Origin of the sequence: Flavobacterium sp. GSA192 (assembly GCF_006386525.1) — a bacterium.
Taxonomy (GTDB): Bacteria; Bacteroidota; Bacteroidia; order Flavobacteriales; family Flavobacteriaceae; genus Flavobacterium; species Flavobacterium commune.
Window position 1 is genome coordinate 343,370 of the sequence record NZ_VAHC01000004.1, and the last position, 22,418, is coordinate 365,787.

Here is a 22,418-nt window from a genome sequence, read left to right on the forward strand (position 1 = left end):
TTAGTTATTTTTGTTTGTAATGTACCTCAGATAAGTTTCTCAACATTTCGGCACTCTTCTCCGGTGTAATGTCTCTTTGAGATTCTCCCATCATCTCATAACCTACCATGAATTTTTTCACTGAAGCCGAACGCAACAATGGTGGGTAAAAATGCATGTGAAATTGCCATTCCGGATGCTCTTCACCATCTGTTGGAGCCTGGTGGATTCCTGAAGAATAAGGAAATGATGTTTCGAAAAGGTTGTCGTATTTTGTTGTTAGTTGTTTCAAAATAACAGCAAAAGCAGCTACCTCATCTTCAGTAAAATCAGTGATTTTAGTAATATGACGTTTGCTGATAATCATAGTTTCGTAAGGCCAGATTGCCCAGAAAGGAACAATTGCAGCAAAATGATCGTTCTCAACAACAACACGCTCTTTTACTTTTAATTCTTCTTGCAAATAATCCTGTAAAAGATTAGTTCCATTTTTTTCAAAATAAGCTTTCAGGTTATTTTGGGTTTTCTCAACCTGTGTTGGCAATGAAGACTGAGCCCAGATTTGTCCGTGTGGATGCGGATTACTACATCCCATTACACTTCCTTTATTTTCAAAAATCTGAACGTGATTGATGTAATCAACATTACCCAAATCAGTGTATTCTTTTTGCCAGGTATGAATAATATTCACAATACCATCCACATCCATTTCCGGTAAAGTCAAATCATGTCTTGGTGAAAAACAAACCACTCTTGAAATTCCTCTTTCTGGTTGTGCCTTAAAGAAACTTCCTTCTGCATTTCCTCCAAAATCAATTGGTTCCTGTTTAAGCGCAGCAAAGTCATTTTCGAAAACAAAACTGCTTTCGTAAGCCGGATTTACTTCGCCATTAGCACGAACATTTCCGGCACATAAATAACATTCCGGATCATATTCTGGCAATGCAATAGTATTTACTGCTTCTTTTTGTCCTTGCCAAGGTCTTTTTGAACGGTGTGGTGAAACTAAAACCCATTCGTTAATTAAAGGATTGTATCTTCTATGTGGATCTTCGTTGATATCAAACTTTCTCATAGTCATTATTTAGTGTATAGTGATGTTCCGTTACTTACTTTAACATCATAAATTTTCAATTCGATTCCGAACGCTTCGTTGTATAATTTTGAAAATTTATCTTTGATTTGTTGTTCTTGTCCTTTTTTAACCAGATTGATTGTGCAACCGCCAAAGCCACCACCCATTAATCTTGAACCAATAACTGCAGTTTCTTCTTTTGCCAAATCTACTAATAAATCCAGCTCTTCGCAGCTAACTTCGTAATCTTTTGACAATCCATCGTGAGTGGCAAACATTAATTCGCCTAACAATTCGATTTTTCCGTTGTCTAATGCTTCACAAGCCTGAATAACGCGGTTGATTTCTTTTACCACAAAAAGAGAACGTCTGAAAACGTCGTGGCTCATTTTGTCTTTCAAATCAATTATCGTTTGTTCAGTACAATCTCTAAAACTTTTTATCTCAGGAAAATTTGCTTTTACAATCGCAATTCCTTCTTCACACTGCTGTCTTCTTTCGTTGTAAGCCGAAGTCATCAACGAATGCTTTACATTCGAATCAAACAAAATCAATGAATAATCGCTGAAATTAGCATCGTGATACGTGTACTCTAAAGTGCGGCAATCTATCTTGATTACTTTATCTTCCAGTCCCATTACGCTGGAGAATTGGTCCATAATTCCGCATTTGATTCCCACCCAATGCTCGGCTTTTTGTCCTAACAAGGCAATATCGATTGGTTTAATATTCAAATTGAATAAATCGTTCATCCCAAATAAGAAACCACATTCTAAAGCCGCAGAAGAAGACAATCCAGAACCCACAGGAATGTTACTACTGAAAACGCAATTTACGCCTTCCAATTGAAATCCGTTGATTTTTAATTGATTAATCACTCCTCTGATGTAATTAGTCCAATCATTATCGTCTAATTTTACCTCAGCCGTAACATCAATTTCAAAAGAATCATTAAGGTCTAATGCGATTACTTTAGAAGTATTTGTGTTGTTTTTTTCGAAAGCAAAACAAATAATTTTGTCGATAGCAGCAGGCAAAACATAACCATCATTGTAATCGATATGTTCTCCGATGATGTTGATTCTCCCTGGAGAAAGCACTATTCTTGTTGGCTCAGAACCAAAAGTTTCCTTAAAATAGCTCGTTGTTTTATTAATTAAAATATCATTCATTGGTTAGAAATTGAAATAGTATTAGATTTTATAGTGATTCAAATTTATAAGTCGTTTTCTGTTTGTAAACATCGTCTTTCTTCAAAACGGCAGATGGAAAATTAGCGTGATTTGGAGCATCCGGGAAATTTTGGGTTTCAAAACAAATTCCGCTTAAAGCGTGATAAGTTGTATTTTCTTTTCCTTTTAAATCAGGACCACAATTTCCGCCCACATAGATATGAACTCCAGGTTGATCAGTGTAAACATCCATTTTTAAATTAGTCAACGGACTAAAAAGCGTAGCTTTCACTTCGTCATTATTCTCCACTACAAAAGTGTTGTCGATACTTTTAGGACATTTTTTTGCCGTTCTATAATCGAATACAGTATTGGCAACTTCCAGAATATTTCCTGTTGGAATACAATCTTCTCTGGTTTCTACCACCTTTTGTGCATGAACAATTAAATCCTGTCCCGAAACATCAGATTGATGTCCGTCTAAATTAAAATAACTGTGATGTGTTAAATTGATAATGGTATCTTCGGTAGTGGTTGCTTTGTATTCAAGAATCAATTCGTTTTCCTCAGATAAAGTATAAGTCAGACTTACTGAAAGTTCTCCCGGGTAATTCTCTTCGTTAGCTGCACTAACATAACTCAAGGTAATCGATGGATTTTCGCCAGTTGTTACCGCATCTACATTCCAGTTTTTTTTGCTGAAATTAGCAATACCTCCATGTAAAGAATTAGGCCCATTATTTATAGCCAATTGGTAACTTTTTCCATTAAGCTCAAATTTCCCTTCGTTAATTCTCCCTGCATAACGCCCCACAGTAGCTCCCATATAAGGAGATCCATCTAATTGAAATGATTTCTCATAGCCTTCGACAGTATCGAATCCTAAAACTACATCGACAAGTTCGCCGTTTTTCAACGGAATTTTCAATGCTGTAAGGGTAGCTCCAAAAGGAATTACTTTAAGTTGCGCTCCATTTTTATTGGTTAACTCATAAAAAGAACTAACAGCAGACTCTAAATGGGATGAATTATTTTCAGAAGTAGACATAATGTGGTTTATTTTTCATTTATTTGATTTCGATAGCAAAAATAGAAATAAAGCTTATTAAACTATACCACTACCCACCAGTTTTTAAAAATAGCCACTAGATTAATTTAAAATCAACTAATCTAGCACTATATAGTATTATTTACCTTTAATCGTTTTCAAATTAATAATTGCAGTTTCTAAACCTGGCGAAGTAACTTCAAGATTAATAGCTCCAGATTTCTTTGTGCTTTTAATAATTACCATCGCACGTCCATGCCAGGCTTTACGAGTATTAGCGACATACAAATCGGTGTCTTTTAAATTAGCATTATCAACACCCACTATAACTCCGGGACCTGAAACATAAAATGTAAGTTGGTTTGCTGCATTCGGATTCAAAACACCTTTGTCATCTGTAATTTCGACTGTAACATAGGCCAAATCCTGTCCATCAGCGGCTATTTCTTTACGATCGGCAGTCAATTTTATTTTAGTTGGTTGTTGGGCTGTTTGTAACAAAACCGACTCTACTTCCTTATTATTTTCTATGCCTATCGCTTTTAACTCGCCACTGGCATACGGAATTACAAAAGTGGCTTTGAACTCCTGACCTAAACCTGTTTCTTTTTCACCAATAAGCTTATCATTCAGGTACAGTCTTACTTTAGGGTATTTCGAATACACCTCAACTTCAAGACTTTTTTCTTCCTGACCTGGCCAGGTCCAACTTTCCCATGTAGGCCAAACTGCCCATGAAGTCAGCTTAATTGCTCCACTTTCCGGATTAGGTTCGCGTACTGCCATGTACAATTTCTCATTTGAATTATAGAGCATGCTTCGATAATGAGAAATTGGCTTTCTCCATCCTGTTAAATCCACATCGCCACAATAAGCGCCATGCCAGGGATATAAATTTCCTTCCCAATGTTCGCCAGCCGGTTCACCCGGATATACATAACGACCAATGCCCGATTCTCCTAAATAATCCATGGCTGTCCACACAAAATCACCAATGATATAATTGTGTTTTTGAACCAGATTCCAATTCGAAAAAGCATCTTTAGGATAAGACTCCGTTTGTACAATAATGCGCGAAGGCACTCTGGCATGATCGGATTCAGCGTGATGCAACTGATAATTATAACCAGCCACGTCATGTACCGCCATTAAAGGATCGAAAATTTCCCATGACTTATCCCAGGTAGTCATTGCTGATGTTACCGGACGTGTCACATCTATATTTCGCACAGCATTAACCAGCATCTTTGCCGTTTCAACCGCTGCTGGTTCTTTTCTTTCGATAATTTCATTACCAATACTCCACATAATAATAGACGGATGATTTCTATCACGCAAAACCATAGATTCTACATCGTGTTTCCACCATTTGTCAAAAATACTGGCATAATCATAAGTTGTTTTTTTTTCTTTCCATCCATCAAAAGCTTCATCAATTACTAACATTCCTAATCGATCACAAGCATCTAAAAAAGCTTCCGAAGGCGGATTATGGGAAGTTCTTAACGCATTGAATCCTGCTGTTTTTAGCAATTCTACTTTTCTTACTTCGGCACGATCATAAGCAGCAGCTCCTAAAGCTCCGTTATCATGATGCACACAACCTCCGTTTAATTCTATCTTTTTTCCGTTTAACACAAATCCATTTTCAGGAGTAAACTCAATAGTTCTAATTCCAAAATCTTTTTTAACAACATCAATTGGTTCATCGCTAATTTTAATATGTCCCTTCATGATTTTCACTTCGGCACGATAAAGATCCGGTGTTTCCGGTGACCACAATATTGGTTTTTCAACTTCTATGTTTTGTATAATTTCTTTTTCTTCACCAGCTTTTAAATCAACCCCAACAGTATTATCGGTGTTCATCGAAACAGTATTATAACCATTCACTTTTTTAATAGAAAGCGTTGTTGAAACAGCCATTATTTGCAAAGTTTCCGTTTCATTTTTTACTTTAGTTTTAATTTGAACTGTAGCTTTTTCATTAGTTACTTTAGGCGTTGTTATTGATACTCCCCATGTTTTTATATAAATTGGATTTCGAACCTTTAACCAAACATGACGATAAATACCGGAACCACTATACCATCTGCTGTTTTTTTGTTTCGAATTATCCACTTTCACAGCAATGGTGTTCTGTTGTCCAAATTTTAAATAAGGTGTCAAATCATACTCAAATGAAGTATAGCCATAAGGCTGCATTCCTACTGATTTTCCATTAATAAAAACTTCAGCATTCATATAAACACCTTCAAAATAAATGGCAACTTTTTGGTTTTTCCATTGAGCAGGCACTGCAAATGTTTTTCTATACCATCCCGTTCCTGCTGGAAAAAATCCGCCATCGCCTTCACTTGGATTATTTTTTTCTGATTTTCCTTCAATACTCCAATCGTGTGGCAAATCTAATTTTCTCCAATTCTTATCGTCTAAATTTTCAGAACTATTCTCAGGTGAATCTCCCAATGCAAACTTCCAATCCGCATCGAAATTTTGTTTTCTTTCAAAATCAGCCTTCATTTTATTCTGAGCCAAAACACAATTCAGCGTTAACAAACTAAATAAAAATAGAGATGCTATAATTTGTATATTTTTCATCATTGTTTTTGTTAATTATTTGTAAGTGTTTCGAAACTATATTCTCCTGATTCTAATTTGAAAACAGCCTTATTATTTTCTATATTCAAAAATTTAATTCCGTTCTTTTTTCCAATTATCGTTACATCGCTTTGTTTTAAAGCGGGCAAGTAAAGTGTTGCATTTGTATTGGCAGGCACAACAAAACGGAACTCATATTTACTATTTTTTGTTTCCCAACTGCTTTCAATACGCCCGTACATCGAATCGTAATATCCATTGGCAAAGCTCATCTGTCCGCTAGTATCAGGTTCTGGTTGTAACACAAAATGTTTAAATCCAGGTGCATTATCGTCTCGTAGAATTCCTAACGAATAATTATACATCCATGCTCCTACCGCTCCAAAAGCATAATGATTAAAAGAATTCATATTATTATTTCCTCCAAATCCGTCTTTATGTGTATACGAATTCAATCGTTCCCAAATAGTTGTAGCTCCCTGGGTGACAGGATACAACCACGAAGGATATGATTTATTTTGTAATAATTGATAGGCAACATTAGAATATCCATTATCCGAAAGCGCTTTATTGACCCAAGCCGTACCAATAAATCCTGTCATTAATGAATACGGTGGACAAACAACACCTTGATCTGTTTTGTTTTCTCTATTTACAGCATTAACAAATTGTTTTAAAGCCAAATCTGAATTTTCTTTAGTCAAAATAGCAAAGGCAAAAGGCAACACATACGAGGTTTGTGAATCGATAATCCTTCCTCTAAAAACCGTTTTTCCTGTTGATTTATCGATATACGTTTTATTAAAAAAATCTTTACGTTGTTTGTAATATGCTGAAAAATATTCCTGATCTTTCTTTTTATCTAGTAACGTTGCCACCTTAGACATAATCTCCAAATCATAAATAAAATAAGCTTCCCAAAATAATATTTTTTCGTTTTTAGAATCTTCTAAACTCAGCCAGTCTCCTAGAGAACCCCAGGTATTTCTTTCTTTTTCTTTGAAAACACCCGTTTGCTTATCAATATCGGCTATAAGGTAATTGACGTAACTTTTCATAGCCTCATAATGCTCTTCTAACAAACTTGTATCTCCATATTGCAAATAGTTTTCCCAAGCAACTGTAATCCCTGCACTTCCCCACATGGTTTCTCCAAATCCTACACCAATAGGAGCTACATCCGGAAAACGCCCATCTTCACTCTGAATATCACGCATCGCCAGCATGTGTCTTTTCAGAAATTGCTTCACATCTGATAAATGGACCGCAGTTCGTGAAAAAACCGAAATATCTCCACTCCATCCTAAACGTTCGTTACGTTGAGGACAATCAGTAGGTATCGACAGGAAATTCCCTCTCATTGACCAGGTAATATTTTCCCATAATTTATTTACCAAAGGATTTGAGGTTTGGTAATGAGAAGACAATTGATGAATAGAACTCAACACCGTTCCTTTCACATCGGTTAACGGCAACGGCTTATCTATTCCTGTAATTTCTACATAACGGTATCCGTGAAATGTAAATCGTGGCGTTAGGATTTCGTTACCTCCTTTAGTTATGTAAATATCTTGCGACATAGCTGCCCTTACATTTTCAAGCATCAGTAAATCTTCGTTACCTTGATATTCTGGTAAATTGGGATACAAAACTTCGGCATAACGCAAGGTGATGGTTTTTCCTTTTGCTACATTATTCAATATAATTTTTGGAACGCCTACCATATTTTGTCCCATATCATAAACAAAAACACCTGGACGAACTTCCGTAACTGATTGAGCTGTTAGTTCTTTTATTGGTTTAACAGTAGTGCCAAACTGACCTATTAATTGAGCATCAGTAAAATTATTGAAGTTGGGTAAATTAGCCGTTCCTTCTAAACTTACAAATCCATTTGTTCCAATAGCTACTGCCTGATGCCAACGGGAAGCATCATATCCAGCTGTACTCCAACCTTCAATTGCTTTTTCTTTTGTGGCATCATAAACTTCGCCCTGAAAAAAGCTGCTATACTTTACAGGTCCATCATTAAAATACGTCCATTTTTCAGGATTAGTTGTGATAATTTTTTCGCTTCCATCAGCATAAGTAACGACCAATTTTGACAACATCGATTGACGATCACCAAAAAAATTCCAGTTATCACCAACAAATGTACTGCCGCCACTCCACCAGCCTTCTCCAAGAATGGCTCCCAAAACATTATTTCCTTCCTTGATATTTTCGGTTACATCATAGGTTTGATACAAATGGGTTTTGTTGTATTGTGTCAGTCCCGGATTAAAATAATCGTCTCCTATTTTTTTACCATTTAAGTACACATCATAAATACCACGTGCCGTAACATACAATCGTGCTTTAGTTATTTTAGGAGAATCGATTCCAAATACGGTACGCAACATCGGCATGGAATTCTGACTTGGATTAGCCAGAACAAAAACTCCATTATTTCCTCCCGTTATGGCATAGCTATTATTTTCTATGCTTACTTCTTTAAATGATGAGAATATACTTGAAGTACTAACATTATCAGAAAAAATCACATTTGAAGGACTTCTATAATTTTTAATTTCAATTTTCGAAAACTGTGCTTTTTCTCCTTTAGGTACTGAAAAACCAATGTCACCTACAATAGGAAAAGCAATGAAATCCCCTCCAGATCCTAATGGATTTAGATTGAGATTAGCTACCAGATTTTCTTTTGAATCCCCATCGATATAAATTTTAGTAACTCCCAAACAACTTTGAACACTTACAGTATGCGGGTTGTATTTGTTTTCTTTATTAATAATCGAATTCGGAATAGGAAAACTTTTAAAAGGAATTTCTTTTTTATCATTTGGATGATAACCTACTCTATAAATATTCAGCTTTGCATTTGCATCCGAATTTAAAGAGGCAATATCTAATTCTACCTGAATATAACTCTCAGCATTCTTGTTTTCCAGTTTATACTGATTTTTATTTCGATCCATTAAACGCTGATCGTTAGCGCCATAAACTAAAGATGCTTTGGTCGATTGTAGCTTTTTATCCAACTGAATCGTACTATTAATAATAAAAACAGGAAGGTATTGGGAATACAAAACCATATCATTAGCGTTACCACCAATCCATTTTGCTCCAGACCAGGCGGTTGTTTCTTTATCTGAATCCGAATTTGTTACCATTTTTGAATTCAGCAAACCCGTTTCAAACCAAGAATTTGCAGAATGCTTTTTCCCTTTTTGATCCCAAACGTTTACCGTCCAGTTATACAAAGTTGTAGGTTTAAAGTTTTCGCCTTTATATTTGATATTAATGGACTCTCCGCTCCTAACTTTCCCCGTATTCCAAACCTCATTCCCTTGATTATTGGTTACAATAATCTGGTAAGCATTTTGATAAAAACCTCTGTTTTTAGTTGATGTTTCCATTTGCCAACTAAAGACAGGTTGAGACACATCAAGACCTATAGGAGTTAAGGCATTTTCTACCTTGAGATTGCTAATTTGGATATCAGCTCCAAAAACCAATACAGGCACAGCAAGAAATAAAAAGATGATTAATTTAAAGAATTTCATTAAATACATGAATTAGAATACTGGTTATAATTGCTTTTCTAAAAGCATGAAATTCAAAGCTATGTATTAAATTCAATTTTTAATACCAGTTCCTACCAGTTTTTAAAATGAAGCCACTAGATAAAAAAACAAAGCATAAATAAAATCCAATATTCTTTCGAATTTCAAAGACTCTATTTATGCTCCTCTGCTTGATAAGTTTAATAACTTAAATAATATATAAATCGATAAATATTGTTTGGTTTAGTGTTTTTTTATTAGACCTCAAAGTCATCACAATTAATGCTTTTGAGTCCCAGGTTGCACAAAGTTCACACCGCTGACGCTTGTTGGCACAGCCAAAGGCAAACGAATCCATTTTTCATTTATCCAAATATTACCATCAAGATTATAACTCCAAGCTATCATCATTGTATTTTCATCTATCAAGTTGTATTTGATTGGTGAATCTTTTCCACTTAGACGAGGGTGTAGCACATTCTTTATGATGTGCTCCACTAAAGTACTGTCTGATTCTATTTCGTAAGATCCATATTGTGCAATTGTTGTTTGATTAGGCCAAGTTACAAACGTATAATAGGTACCATCAGCATTAATTACTTTATAGTCTCCTGTTACTATTCTTATAGATTCGCCATTAGCAAGTGTTCTTTCGTCTATTAGCCGCCAAATTCCAACAATTGATTTTGAAACAGGAATATGGTTTTGTTCTGTCTGTGCCGATAATGTTGTAGAACAAACAATAATCAATAATGTAAAAATGTGCTTCATAATAAGTTTTTTTTTGTTCCTAAAAATTATAATTTGTTCATTTGGTTTTTATAAAAGCATGAAATTCAAAACCATACCTTTAATTAAATTTTCAACAGCAGTTCCCCTTTTTTCAAAAGAATCTACTAGATAAAAACAAAGCATAAATGAATTACTCCATTCATGCTTCGCTTACAACATCTTTATTTAATCTTAATTACTAGGCAATCCATCAGCTTTCATGCCTTGCAATATTAAAGCATTCATGATGTAAAGAAAATCGCTTCCATCATCCTCATGCGCTCCATTAACCCCATAAGGCCAAAAGTGCATTCCATCTCCTTTTACCAAAGCAGCAGGGTCATTTGTCATCATTTGCAAGATTTCGTTGGCTCGTTTTCCTTGCCAAGTGCCTTTCATTAATTCAGTATATTTTGAATGTTGCCCCACTCCCACTGCATGCGCCATTTCGTGCATTGCAGTTCCAGCCTTTTGATAAGAAGCATTGGCTCCCATATTAATCCAACCCGAAAAATTGGCATCGGCAGTAGGTGTTCCCGGCGAATAATTTACCGTTACATGTTTTACAATTGAAGTAAAATTATTGTAATAGGTTGTTGCCAAATCAAATGCTGCTTTTATTCTTGTAACCGTTGCAGCATCGGCTCCATTTTGATTAAACGAATAGGTAAAATTCCCTTTTTTAATGGTACTTATTACAAATTCTTCACCATATAAAACTCCACCCGGCGTTACCGCATAAGGTCTTACATAATACAAAGTTTCTGGTTTTAAATTACGAATACGCTCTTTGAATTTGTCTTCAACCTTGCTTCTCGCTATTTTATTATCGGCTATTGTTGGTTTTGTAGCTGTATTGTAAACCAAACCTATTTCCTGGATTGCTAAATCACCATGTTCTTTTAAGATTACATCCAAAAATAAATCATGTGCACCTGCCACTTTTATAGTTCCTAAAACCAATAACGGCGAAGCTAAGTCGGCAGTTTTAAAACTCACCTGATTGCCATAAGCCACTCCTTTTTTGTTTACCACATAAGCTCGTGCATAATAAACCGTGCTTCCTTCCAGATTAGTCAGCTCTACTTTAAACTCTCCAGAACCTTTAGTAACACTCGCTATTTTTTTTGTCCCTTCATAATTAGGATTTGCAGTTGTTGCATAACACACGCCTCGTTCAAAAACGCTACTCCCACCATTATCTTCAAGCATACCCCAAATTACAGCTTGCTTCGCTGCAATTTCTTCGGCTTCATTGGTTTTCAACGTAGCTAACTGCCCCACATTATCTGGTTCTTCTACCTCAGCAACTTCCGAAGAACTTCCCGAAGAGCAAGAACAAATAACAAATAGTAACATCAGAAATAAATCAATACTTTTTTTCATCTATTTTAATTTTTATTTTTTTCTAAAAAACATCTAAACTCCAACTTTCAAACCAATTTAAAACTGGTTTTTCATTATCAAACTTTATAGGTAACCAAACATAACTCCCATCAATTGGGTTATCCGGTTTCCATCGATCGGCCATAAATATGAATTGGTCTTTTTTCCCAGCAACTGGTAAAACATAGGTACTTTGCGAATGAAATGTAAGCTCCGCCCCTTTTCCTACACAAGGATTTCCTAAAGATTTCCAAGGACCCCAAATTGATTTGGAACTGAATGAACGCGCCTCATTAGGATCCCAACCGGTACAACCCGAAGTAATCATATAATAAATACCGTCTTTTTTAAAAATGGCAGGCGCTTCATTATGACCTGCGGGTGCTACTCTTGTCCATTTTTCTGTAAAATCTAAATAATCATCTGTAAGTTCTGATATGTGAAGTGTCAAATTATCTTCTGAGGCATGTATCAAATATGCTTTATCGTTGTCATCAACATACACAGTCATATCTCTGGACATTTGTCCTTTTTCAAAATCCCTGCGAACCAACATTCCGTTTTTTACTGCCGTAAGCCATTCCGGTGTCCATGACTTTAATTTATTCTCACCAATTAATGCTGATTTGAATTTGTCATCAAAATTCATTGGCCAAACTCCTTTGTTTGGTCGGTATGATTTTTTAAACACAAAAGGTCCTCTTGGATTATCACTAACTGCTACAGCCGCTTTTGCAGCATCATAACCTTGTCCTTTTAACTCTAGATGAAACCACATCACATACTTACCTGTCTTTTTATTGAAAACTACTTTTGGACGTTCTATAATACAGCCTTTTGTTATCTCAGAATTAGGATTAGTTTCAACTCTCAAAACAATTCCTTCATTAGTCCAGTTGTATAAATCTTTTGACGAATAACAACTTACCCCTTGCAAAGATGTATTTCCACCACGACCAGCAGTTTTATACTCTCCATACCAATAATAAACTCCATCAACAAAAGTAACACCACCACCATGAGCATTGATATGCACACCATTAGTGTCTTTCCATTGTTTTCCCGGAATGAAAGAATCGTTCTGACTGAAAACAAAAGAGAACAAAGCACTACTAATTAAAACAACTGAACACAAAAACTTAATCATAACTTACTGATTGATTTTAGAAATAATCAAACACTACCCATTTTCTTTTAAGCAACACTATTACTCTTTAGGCGTTGCTGCTACATATATATTTCTTCCTTGAAAATACTGAGGAGTTGTTCTTACAACAGAATTATCATTTGTTGTCCCACTGGCTCCCTCCATTTGCATATTCATAATCAGCCAAAATGGTTTACCTACATAATCCTTAGTTGCAGAGGTTTTAAGAGAACCGTCAATATACATTTTAACCAATACATCGGTATTAGAAACTTTTTCCATGGTCAACTTATAATTGTGCCATGTGGTAGCAGCATCAGGAATTGAAGTAAGAACGGAAGTCCATACCGTTTGATTCCAGGCTGGTCCGGTAACTGTGTTTTGTAAAGTACTTGACGTTCCTTTAAACTCTAAAATATCAACTTCAGGAGGCCAACTCCATGCACCGGTTATCCAAAAAGCAGGCCAGGAACTAGGAGTTATAGGCGCTTTGAAATCGCCGCTAATTTCCCAGTAAGGCAATTCAGAAGTTACTTTAATTTGGTCTTTAGCATGAATTGCGCCCGAATGAAAAGTGATTCTTAGCTTAGGCTCTGCAGTACTGTATCCTTCCCAAGCCCAATTAGTCCACTGTGCTTTTATTTGAAGTACTCCTCCTGTTTGTAATGTTACATTTTCGGCAAACATTCGAGCCGAACCATTGTGATCAGAGCCCCAAGGATAAAGCATATTCCATTTGGCTTCAAATTTTTCTTTGCTACTAAAAGATGTGGAATCCAAGTAAACAATAGGCTTAGGAATCCTAATAGTCGTAAAACTTTTTTCTTCCCCATATCCAGTTCCCGCACTTGATGTAGCAAAGGCTCTGATATAAAAAAGTTGCCCATCTTTCAATTTAGATAACTCAGTCGAAAATTCACCAGAACCTTTAACTGCTGTAGCGTTTAACGACTCTCCATTTTCTAATGTTGGATTACCTGTTGTATTCCAGCAAACACCTCTTCTAACAATTGAGGCACTTCCGTTGTCTATTACTTTTGCATCAACAAAGGCAGAAGTTTTTAAAACATTGCTAACTCCCACTGTTTGCACCTGTGGAACTACTTTTTCAGAACCGGAATCAACATCCGGATCTACAGTATCAGATCCATTAACACTACCGCTTGAACAACTTAATGTTAAAAAAGCGATCAGAATTAAACAAAAAACTTCAACATTTTTACTTTTAACTTTTTTCATAATCTATTTTTTGTGATAATTAAACAACTATCTATTTGACCTAAAACGATTTATCCTGCTCAATTTTTCAATACCATACAATAATAAAATATTAACGAATCCGTATTCTATTTTACTTTCATAACTATAGTTCAGTCTAAAAATCCTAATTAACCCGAATACATCTACAATAAAAAACTCAAATACAATATTTGTTTTAACAGTTAATACTGGTTAAAATTTATTTTAATTCAAAAATAATAATTCAAATACCAATCTTTTAATCAACTCGCTTAGAAAGAATGTAATATTAAATATAAATTGCCGTCAAGAAGGATAAAAAGGTGATATGGTATTCATATAATCTTAAACCATACCACCTCTTTCAATTAAACAAAAATATTCTATTTCAAAAGCTAATACTACAACTTAGCTCGCAACAATCTGACATTGTCCATGAAAAGAATTGGACTACTACCTCCACCAACATTTGCCGTTTTCTTATATCCCATTCTAATTTTCACCGTCTTAGGTGTAGTAACCACAAACACCAAACTATGATTTTTCCATGTTTCAGTTGCTGAAGGAAAAGCATCATAAATACCTAAACCATCCATCTCATATCCCATCATGCTGGATGCTCCAGATGTAGCTAGCTTCATAAATGACTGCCAGGTCATTGTATAAGTTCCTACCGGGAGACTTAACACCTGTTCTACATAAATATCGGCAGGTCCCCAGTGTTTCTTAACTCCTAAAAGAGCATTACCACCTGTTGCTGTTGCTTTTGGAGCGGTTTCTAAACCGGCAGTAACACTTCCGTAGAGAACTGTACCTAACTTCTGAAAATCATTAGTTGAACCTGCAACAGGAATCTCAATCCATCCCGGCACATCATAAACCATAGTTGCTAAAGCAGCTCCAGTAGGATTAGTCTCAAAATCAGCATTAACTAAATAAGTATTTGTCACATCCGTCTGTGTAGAAAAAGACTTTTCTGGTGTAAAGAAAATATCAATTGCACCTTCTTCCGGTTTATAAGCAGTTTTGTACTTAATATCAGTACCCGATTTGTAATCAGTAATAGTAAAGTTACTTAGGTTAGACTGAATAATTAATTGCTTTTCGGTATCATCAGTAGCTGTATAAGTAATAACAGAATAGGATGATTTTTTAGTAAAATCATTTAAAGTTTCAAGAGTTCCATTAAGTGTTGCACCGCTACTAATTCCTGTTGAAATCTTTCTATTCATAATAGCTGCCAATAAAGTAGCCTCATATCTTTCACCATATGTGTTACCAATCTTGAACACTGGAATAGATTTATTACCTAGTTTATCATAGGTACGAACTTCAAAGTTGTATATATTCTCCTCTAGTCCATCAATAATAACATCCAAAACATCAACACCTGATGTCCTGGTAATAGGCACTACTACAGAATCTTTTCCTGTATTCCAAAAAACACGTACTTCAGTCACTTTTGGATCAGAAATGATTAATCCTTTTACATTCACTCTGTTTTTCCCGGCATAGATATGTAAGGAATCTATTTTTCCTGTATAAGAAACCTCGCCTTCTTTAATAAAATCCTTATATCCATCATCCATATTAGTACAAGACCATAAACCCGCAGTCAAAACCAACAACATTATGGTTTGAAAAACATATTTTTTTATTTTGTTCATAACAATCGTTTTTTATCGTTAAAAATTAATTAGCACCATAAACCTGAATCTCACCAATTGCCATAGTTCCAATTCCTCCCCAGTTTTTAATAGAAACAATTCTCAGATATCTTATTGGAGGTGCTGTAGCATCGAAATCCCAACTGAATCCAGCCACAGCGGTATTGTAATCCTCTGCGGTTTGTTCTCCAAATGGAAGCCCTGAAGGTTTGGTTGCATTATAAGTACCTAGCTTAACCCATGTCCCATCTAAACTTCCATCTGGATTAGGATTTGCTGAACCCCAAATTTCAAACTCCTTTAAGTTTCCGGTATAATAATACGTTCTTCCATTATAATATTCCGGATAATCCCAAATAACCATACGACTCATCCTTTTCAATACACCAGTATCAATTGTTACAACGTGCTGACCTGGTACAGCACCATCTGTCAAAAATACTTTTGGCCAGTCCATAATATTTCCATCCCACATACCTGCTGGAATTGCTGTTGGATGTGTTTTTGTATCGCCAGGTAATGGAAAATGCTTGTATCCAGATTTAGGTAAGGTGAATTCTTCTAATGGAGTTATACTTGTAAATATAGTATCTGTAGTATTTAACCATCTATCTCTAACTGTAATAGCAAAATCTTGCTCAACAGACAAAAATCCTCTTATCGTCTTATTAATTACATCAGTCGAAGTATAAATACTTCTGGGATTGACAACCCAATCCCCTTTCACATCTTTTTGCATAATCAGGATTGAAAGATTCTCACGCGTAAGATTACTACCGGTAACATAAATTCCTCCAAAAGCTGAACCTGTTTGAATACTCCTGTAAACATCCCATATTGCTGCTTCTAATGGTTTGATTTTCACAACAACCGGTTTAGAAACAGTTTCACTCCTATTCACAGCATACAATTTAACATCATGTTCATCAGTATCTGCAAATCCTTCTACCGTAAGTGTATTATTGTAATACGAAGATTTGACTTCCATTTTCCTTCCAGTAGCAAGAGTATATTCTGCTTTCACATACAATAAATCCTGATCAGATGGCAAGCTATACGTTAATTTAGCCTTTCCTGGTAAATTCTCCACAGTAACATTCTCAACCTCTCCTGGAGGTGTCGAATTATGTTCTAAAGGCTCTAAATTATTTTGATCACAACTGATAATAAACAAAGTTATCATTGTTGCAAAAATGCTTCTATTTACTATTTTCCAATTCATAACTAAATCTTTTTTTAAAATTACCATCCTAAATTTTGAACTAAGTTTGGATTCTGAATCATTGCTCCTTCAGGTATTGGCCAGAAATAATCTCTAGGAGCAATAAACTGTTGCTGCGACACTGTTACTTCCTGATAATAAGATGTTTGATCAGTACCTTTTACATTCCAACCTGTAATTGGAGCATTTAAATTTTGAGCAGCTAATTTCCATCTTCTCAAATCCCAAAAACGATGTCCTTCAAATGCTAACTCAATTAATCGTTCTCTTTGAATAATTTCTCTAAGTCCTGCTTGTGTAGAAGGCTTAGTTGGTATTGCAGAAAAGTTAGCCCAAGATTCTACCACTCCTGCTAATCCTGCTCTTTCTCTAACACGATCTAAATACTCATACACTGTTGCAGAAGGTCCTTCTGACTCATTTAATGCTTCTGCATACATTAAATATAAATCTGCTAAACGTATTTCAGGCCAGGCATATCCTTTATAGAACGAACCTCCAGTTGTATAAGTAATCTGATTCCAATCCACTAATTTCTTTACAAAATAACCCGTAACATTCATGTGGAATGAATGCGAAGCTCCAGCTGGATCACCAAACTTACCTTTCAATCCCCACACCGTTCCATCATCTGATTTAGAAGGGCTGTCGTATTTGTACCACACCCCACCATCAAAAGATAAATCCGCATAAAAACGAGATTCTCTGTCAAAATTAATTCTTGCGGTAACAAAACCTTCTTTGATATTAAAACGCTCAGCATTTGTTGCAACTCTTAATTGAGTATCATTTGAAAAGTCTAATGTTTTATCTTCATTAATTGGCACTCCATTTTTAGAATAAAACATTCTGGCCATTTTAATTGGTGGAGATAAAATTTTTCTGGCATCATTATGATTGTGTGCCGGATCTAACGGAGGCATCGCTAACCTCTGTATATCTGAAGTCTGACTATTAGAATTCCCCCAAATAATCTCGGAATTCCATCTTTCACACACCGCCTGACGAATACTCATTTGAGTCATGGTTTCTGGCGTAAGTGCAAATGGAGATTGTGGAAAAACATATAAACTTTTACCATTAGTTTCTGCAGATTCAATTGCAGCTAAAGCAGCATCAGCAGCTAATTCCCATTTATTAGCATCATAAGTTGCATTGAATAAAGGAGTACCATCCTTGTTTACTAAACTTGAAAAATCATTATTCCCGTTAAATAATGGACTCGCGGCCATTAACAATAATTTAGCCTTAACACTTAAAGCAATAGTCTTAGTTATTCTTCCGGCTTCTGTTGTTGGAACAAGCGTATTATCCTCAGGCAATTTTTCCGTTGCCATATCCAATAATTCAGCAATATAAGACACACATTCGTCAACAGGCTGTCTTTTAACATTAATTTGATCTTCTGGAGCATCAATGGCAATGTTCGTTTTCATAAGAGGAATAGGCCCATACATTCTCAATAAATAAAAATGATAATATGCTTTTAAAAACTCTACTTCTCCAATCCATCGTTGTCTTTCAACTGCTGTTAAATCTGGAACTTTTGATTCATCGGTAACATTTTCTAAAAAGATATTACAGTGACGTATCCCTATAAACAATTTATAATTATCACCAGGACCACCTCCTGAATAATTCCCATCCCATACATTAAAATAAGGATTCGCTCTTCTTTGACTACCTCTTGCTATTTCAAACACATCACTGGTAATAGACGTTTTATAAGGAATCCACATTTCATCTCCACCTAAAAATGCAGGATTGTGATAGATACTCCCATCTTTTGGAAGGTAAGAGTAACAAGTAAATAAATATTTCTCCGCTTCGTTTCTTAGCTTAAAAGCATTATCGATAGTTGCCACATTATCTGGTATCACATCCAAAAAATCGCTTGAACATGCACCTACAGCAAACAAGGTGATAAATGATGATGCTATTGGTATAATAGATTTTCTTAATCTATTTATTATTGTGTTATTTTCTTTCATGATTATTATTTTTTTATGCCTTTATCATATTCACACATTACAAATCAAGTAATATTCCAAAATTATAGGTTGACTGAATAGGATACCCTAAACCATTACCTCCCATTTCAGGATCCCATAATTTAAATTGACTAAATACTACAGGATTCATTGTATTAGCATACAATCTCAAGCTTGAAATTTTAAACTTATCTAAAAATTCTTTAGATACATTATAACCTAGCTCAACACTTTTAAGCCTTAAGAACGCTCCGTTTCTCATCCACCATGTTGATGTTTGATTATTATTTTCAATGAATGTATCACTCAATCTTGGCCAAAAAGCATATAAGTTTCTGTTATCTTCAGACCAATGATCATCAGCAACTACTTTTAACAATCCATTTTGAGCTCCTCCATTAGTAACAAAAGGAGAAATATTTTGCGGATTAATAAAGAATGAGGAACGTGCTGAACCTTGGAAAAACAAGCTTAAATCAAACTTTTTATAACCCAGTGTCCCACCAAAACCATAAATAATTTCCGGTGATGTTGGATACCCAATCGGCACCCTGTCTAATGCAGAAATTACTCCATCACCATTTACATCTCTATATTTTATATCTCCCCCTCCGTAAACTCCAAATTGTCTTGGCGAATTGGCTGCTTCCTGATCATCAACAAATAACCTTTCGGCTATGTACCCATAATTTTGGGCAATCGAATTTCCTTTTCGATACAAATAATCCAATTCCGGCGGATAATAATTCTCATCATATTTTAATATTTTACTTGTAGCGTAAGTTAAGTTCCCTCTTAAGTTTACAAACCAATCATCACCAAAATGCTTATTATAATTGATAGACATATCCAGACCTTTACTTTCTGCTGCTCCAAAATTGGTTGCAGGTGTTACAGCAAGCCCTAAAGTAGAACCAATATTAGAACGAGTTTGTAAAATATTAGAACGAGTCTGCATAAATGCATCTACTACAATATCAATAGAATTAAATAACTTCAAATCCATTCCAATATTGATTTGTTTGGAACGTTCCCAACTAATTTTATCGTTAGCATATCTTGAAATGGAAACACCGTTACGGTAATAACCATTCAAATCTCCAAAACTAGCTCCGTATGTACCATTATTCAAGTTAACCTCAGATAAATAAAAGAACCTATCATTTGGATTCCCTATTTGATCATTACCAACCCATCCATAACTGGCTCTGAATTTTAAATTACTCACTACATCAAGTAAGGGTTCAAAAAACTTTTCATTAGAAACTACATATCCTAATGCTAATGAAGGGAAGAATCCATATCGATTATTTTTAGCAAAACGTTCCGAACCATTATATCCAAAATTAAATTCAGCTAAATATCTCTTATCATAAGCATAAGTAAAACGCCCTGAAAGTCCAAAGTTTCTGGAAGGCAATGAAGACTGAAGGCCTCCTGGATTACCTGACTCAAAATTTTGCAAAATGTTAATTAACATTCCCCCAACATCATGTTTCTCATTAAAGGTTCTATTATAATTAACAACAGTTTGAAAATAAATTTCTGCTCTAAGATTTTTAAGCCCTTCGTTATAATCCAGATATTCTCTACCTGGAATACCAATAGAACCTTCACCTCCAGGATTTAACAAGTTTAAAAATACCTCATCAGTATCCGGATTAATTGTGGCATTGTAATAAAAAGGATTGTACTGTCTTGAAAGATTATAGAAAGAATATCTTCTAACATACCCCATAGCTCTTGCACTTAAACCCGGAGTGATTCCTTTAAGATCTTGTTTCAATTCCAATTGAGTCTGAATCGTAGAAGCTTTACTTACTTGATATCCTCTTACCATTTCTGCATAAGGATTCGTTAATAAGGTAGTACTTCCATAACCTGCAACAGCTCCACCAAATAAAGGATGGTCAATGTAAGGTAAATATTTAGATGGATAAACCGCTGGAAAAGCTACCGGATTAGACCAAATTGCTCTATTAAACAATCCCGTTCCTCCACCAATAGGACCTGTATAATCATCAAACTGACCATAAAACCTAATAATCCCTTCTGTAGTAGGAGTCAGCTTAATATTAACATTAGATCTAAAGGAATAATTTCTTAATTTAATATTATTATTAAAATTATTCAAGTTATCCACTTTCAACACTCCATTATCAATATTATAAGTACTTGCCACATAATATTGTGTATTATCGCTACCTCCGCTAACACTCAAATTATATCCTTGGTTAAAAGTATAATCTTTTATTAATTGATCAATCCAGTTATTATTAGGGTATAAAATAGGATCAGCGCCGGCAGCAGTTCTATCTATTTTAACTTGGGAATATGGCAAAACACCAATAGGGTTGCGGGTTAAAACAGCCTCATTAGCCAAATTCATATACGTTATATTATCCGCAAATTTGAAATTTTTGGTATTACTAGACAGCTTATTTTCTTGACGAAATCTAAATTTCAATTTACCGGCCTTACCTGATTTAGTAGTAATCAATACTACTCCATTTGCACCACGAGCTCCATAGATAGCGGCTGCCGAAGCATCTTTCAAAACTGAAAAAGCTTCGATATCGTCTGGCTGTAAGCGTGCCATATCTGTAGTTGAAGATTCAACTCCATCAATCAAAATTAACGGATTTACTTTTCCTGCTCCGAAAGACCCTAAACCACGAATAAAGAAATCAGAATTATCAGCACCTGGTTCTCCGCTTCTTTGATAAGCAATCATCCCTGATACCCTTCCCGCCATCATTGTCGTTAAGTTACTTGAAGGTCCTTTAATTTCTCCAACCGGAATGGTAGTAATGGCACTTACTAAACTTTCTTTCTTTTGAGTTCCAAATCCCACAACAACTACCTCTTCTAATCCTTCTGAACTTGGTTTTAATGAAACTTTAAAATCCGTTTTATTACCTATAGGCAATTCTTGTGTTTGATAACCAATAGAACTAATTACTAAAATCTTTGAATTAGCATCTAGCTTCAAAGTAAACTTCCCGTCAAAATCGGTTATAGTCCCTATTTTAGTATCTCTTATCGAAACGGTTGCTCCAGGAAGCGGCATCCCATTTTCATCATTAATTTGTCCGCTGATACTTTTTTGTTGTTGTTGCACTTTTTGAAGTCCTGTTTCACTTGCATAATTAATCGCATACGCCTGCACCTGTGAAAAAGAAGCCAATACACAAAACAATGTGAGTTTCTTTCTCAAATCAAATCCAGATGCACAATCAGGAACCTTTTTCATCCTAATAAATTTTGTCATGTTTGCTTGTAATTTTTTGGTTAATTAATAGTTTGTTAGTGTGTAAATCATTATCGTTCTTAGAAATCTATTAAAGAATAATTCATCTAATATTAACATATAATTCACATTACAAATCTAATGGAACAGAATGCTTACAGAGGGGGTAAATACCACATTAAAAAAGGGGTAAATTAGTATTTTACAATTAAAAACAGCTTGTTTTTACATCTACAATAAAAAAACAAGAATAATTTTACGCAATAATCAATTAATTAAGAAGTCACCTAAACAGAAAAAATCACCT

Annotated in this window: 13 protein-coding genes; all 13 read right to left on the reverse strand. The window is 35.0% G+C overall.

Translation table 11 applies throughout. The features are described from left to right. Nucleotides 1-4: 4 nt before the first annotated feature. A complete protein-coding gene (locus tag FDM27_RS10435) occupies nucleotides 5-1,054 on the reverse strand; it encodes a UDP-glucose--hexose-1-phosphate uridylyltransferase (RefSeq protein ID WP_140486293.1) in 1,050 nt (349 codons plus the stop codon). Between the two features lie 5 nt (nucleotides 1,055-1,059). Beyond that, complete coding sequence (gene galK, locus FDM27_RS10440; RefSeq protein WP_140486295.1) at nucleotides 1,060-2,226, reverse strand: galactokinase; 1,167 nt, start codon at nucleotides 2,224-2,226, stop codon at nucleotides 1,060-1,062. A 28-nt stretch (nucleotides 2,227-2,254) separates the two neighbouring features. Next, the gene (locus FDM27_RS10445; RefSeq protein ID WP_140486297.1) at nucleotides 2,255-3,274 is read right to left on the reverse strand and encodes an aldose epimerase family protein; all 1,020 of its coding nucleotides are present in this window, start codon (nucleotides 3,272-3,274) and stop codon (nucleotides 2,255-2,257) included. Nucleotides 3,275-3,412: 138 nt separating this feature from the next. Further along, nucleotides 3,413-5,878 carry a sugar-binding domain-containing protein gene (locus FDM27_RS10450; protein WP_255510520.1) on the reverse strand — a complete coding sequence of 822 codons (2,466 nt, stop codon included), beginning with the start codon at nucleotides 5,876-5,878 and terminating at the stop codon, nucleotides 3,413-3,415. Nucleotides 5,879-5,886: 8 nt separating this feature from the next. Further along, on the reverse strand, nucleotides 5,887-9,438 hold the full coding sequence (locus tag FDM27_RS10455) for an alpha-L-rhamnosidase (RefSeq protein WP_140486299.1): 3,552 nt from the start codon (nucleotides 9,436-9,438) through the stop codon (nucleotides 5,887-5,889). A 279-nt stretch (nucleotides 9,439-9,717) separates the two neighbouring features. Beyond that, nucleotides 9,718-10,209 (reverse strand): DUF4488 domain-containing protein, encoded by a 492-nt coding sequence (locus FDM27_RS10460; protein WP_140486301.1) that lies wholly within the window; start codon nucleotides 10,207-10,209, stop codon nucleotides 9,718-9,720. 192 nt (nucleotides 10,210-10,401) lie between these two features. Then, nucleotides 10,402-11,595: a hypothetical protein gene (locus FDM27_RS10465; RefSeq protein ID WP_140486303.1), complete on the reverse strand. Its 1,194-nt coding sequence runs from the start codon at nucleotides 11,593-11,595 to the stop codon at nucleotides 10,402-10,404. A gap of 22 nt (nucleotides 11,596-11,617) precedes the next feature. Beyond that, on the reverse strand, nucleotides 11,618-12,742 hold the full coding sequence (locus FDM27_RS10470) for a glycoside hydrolase family 43 protein (RefSeq protein WP_140486305.1): 1,125 nt from the start codon (nucleotides 12,740-12,742) through the stop codon (nucleotides 11,618-11,620). 60 nt (nucleotides 12,743-12,802) lie between these two features. Next, on the reverse strand, nucleotides 12,803-13,981 hold the full coding sequence (locus tag FDM27_RS10475) for a hypothetical protein (RefSeq protein WP_140486307.1): 1,179 nt from the start codon (nucleotides 13,979-13,981) through the stop codon (nucleotides 12,803-12,805). A 401-nt stretch (nucleotides 13,982-14,382) separates the two neighbouring features. Then, the gene (locus FDM27_RS10480; protein ID WP_140486309.1) at nucleotides 14,383-15,648 is read right to left on the reverse strand and encodes a DUF4998 domain-containing protein; all 1,266 of its coding nucleotides are present in this window, start codon (nucleotides 15,646-15,648) and stop codon (nucleotides 14,383-14,385) included. Nucleotides 15,649-15,673: 25 nt separating this feature from the next. Next, nucleotides 15,674-16,870 carry a DUF4959 domain-containing protein gene (locus FDM27_RS10485; protein WP_140486311.1) on the reverse strand — a complete coding sequence of 399 codons (1,197 nt, stop codon included), beginning with the start codon at nucleotides 16,868-16,870 and terminating at the stop codon, nucleotides 15,674-15,676. A gap of 20 nt (nucleotides 16,871-16,890) precedes the next feature. Then, nucleotides 16,891-18,861 carry a RagB/SusD family nutrient uptake outer membrane protein gene (locus FDM27_RS10490; RefSeq protein WP_083382050.1) on the reverse strand — a complete coding sequence of 657 codons (1,971 nt, stop codon included), beginning with the start codon at nucleotides 18,859-18,861 and terminating at the stop codon, nucleotides 16,891-16,893. A gap of 37 nt (nucleotides 18,862-18,898) precedes the next feature. Beyond that, nucleotides 18,899-22,114: a SusC/RagA family TonB-linked outer membrane protein gene (locus tag FDM27_RS10495; RefSeq protein WP_083382051.1), complete on the reverse strand. Its 3,216-nt coding sequence runs from the start codon at nucleotides 22,112-22,114 to the stop codon at nucleotides 18,899-18,901. Nucleotides 22,115-22,418 lie beyond the last annotated feature (304 nt).

What these genes read in the sequence shown, in the direction of transcription:
- FDM27_RS10435 (WP_140486293.1), bottom strand. Translation starts at nt 1,054, where the DNA reads ATGAGAAAGTTTGATATCAACGAAGATCCACATAGAAGATACAATCCT.
- galK (WP_140486295.1), bottom strand. Translation starts at nt 2,226, where the DNA reads ATGAATGATATTTTAATTAATAAAACAACGAGCTATTTTAAGGAAACT.
- FDM27_RS10445 (WP_140486297.1), bottom strand. Translation starts at nt 3,274, where the DNA reads ATGTCTACTTCTGAAAATAATTCATCCCATTTAGAGTCTGCTGTTAGT.
- FDM27_RS10450 (WP_255510520.1), bottom strand. Translation starts at nt 5,878, where the DNA reads ATGATGAAAAATATACAAATTATAGCATCTCTATTTTTATTTAGTTTG.
- FDM27_RS10455 (WP_140486299.1), bottom strand. Translation starts at nt 9,438, where the DNA reads ATGAAATTCTTTAAATTAATCATCTTTTTATTTCTTGCTGTGCCTGTA.
- FDM27_RS10460 (WP_140486301.1), bottom strand. Translation starts at nt 10,209, where the DNA reads ATGAAGCACATTTTTACATTATTGATTATTGTTTGTTCTACAACATTA.
- FDM27_RS10465 (WP_140486303.1), bottom strand. Translation starts at nt 11,595, where the DNA reads ATGAAAAAAAGTATTGATTTATTTCTGATGTTACTATTTGTTATTTGT.
- FDM27_RS10470 (WP_140486305.1), bottom strand. Translation starts at nt 12,742, where the DNA reads ATGATTAAGTTTTTGTGTTCAGTTGTTTTAATTAGTAGTGCTTTGTTC.
- FDM27_RS10475 (WP_140486307.1), bottom strand. Translation starts at nt 13,981, where the DNA reads ATGAAAAAAGTTAAAAGTAAAAATGTTGAAGTTTTTTGTTTAATTCTG.
- FDM27_RS10480 (WP_140486309.1), bottom strand. Translation starts at nt 15,648, where the DNA reads ATGAACAAAATAAAAAAATATGTTTTTCAAACCATAATGTTGTTGGTT.
- FDM27_RS10485 (WP_140486311.1), bottom strand. Translation starts at nt 16,870, where the DNA reads ATGAATTGGAAAATAGTAAATAGAAGCATTTTTGCAACAATGATAACT.
- FDM27_RS10490 (WP_083382050.1), bottom strand. Translation starts at nt 18,861, where the DNA reads ATGAAAGAAAATAACACAATAATAAATAGATTAAGAAAATCTATTATA.
- FDM27_RS10495 (WP_083382051.1), bottom strand. Translation starts at nt 22,114, where the DNA reads ATGAAAAAGGTTCCTGATTGTGCATCTGGATTTGATTTGAGAAAGAAA.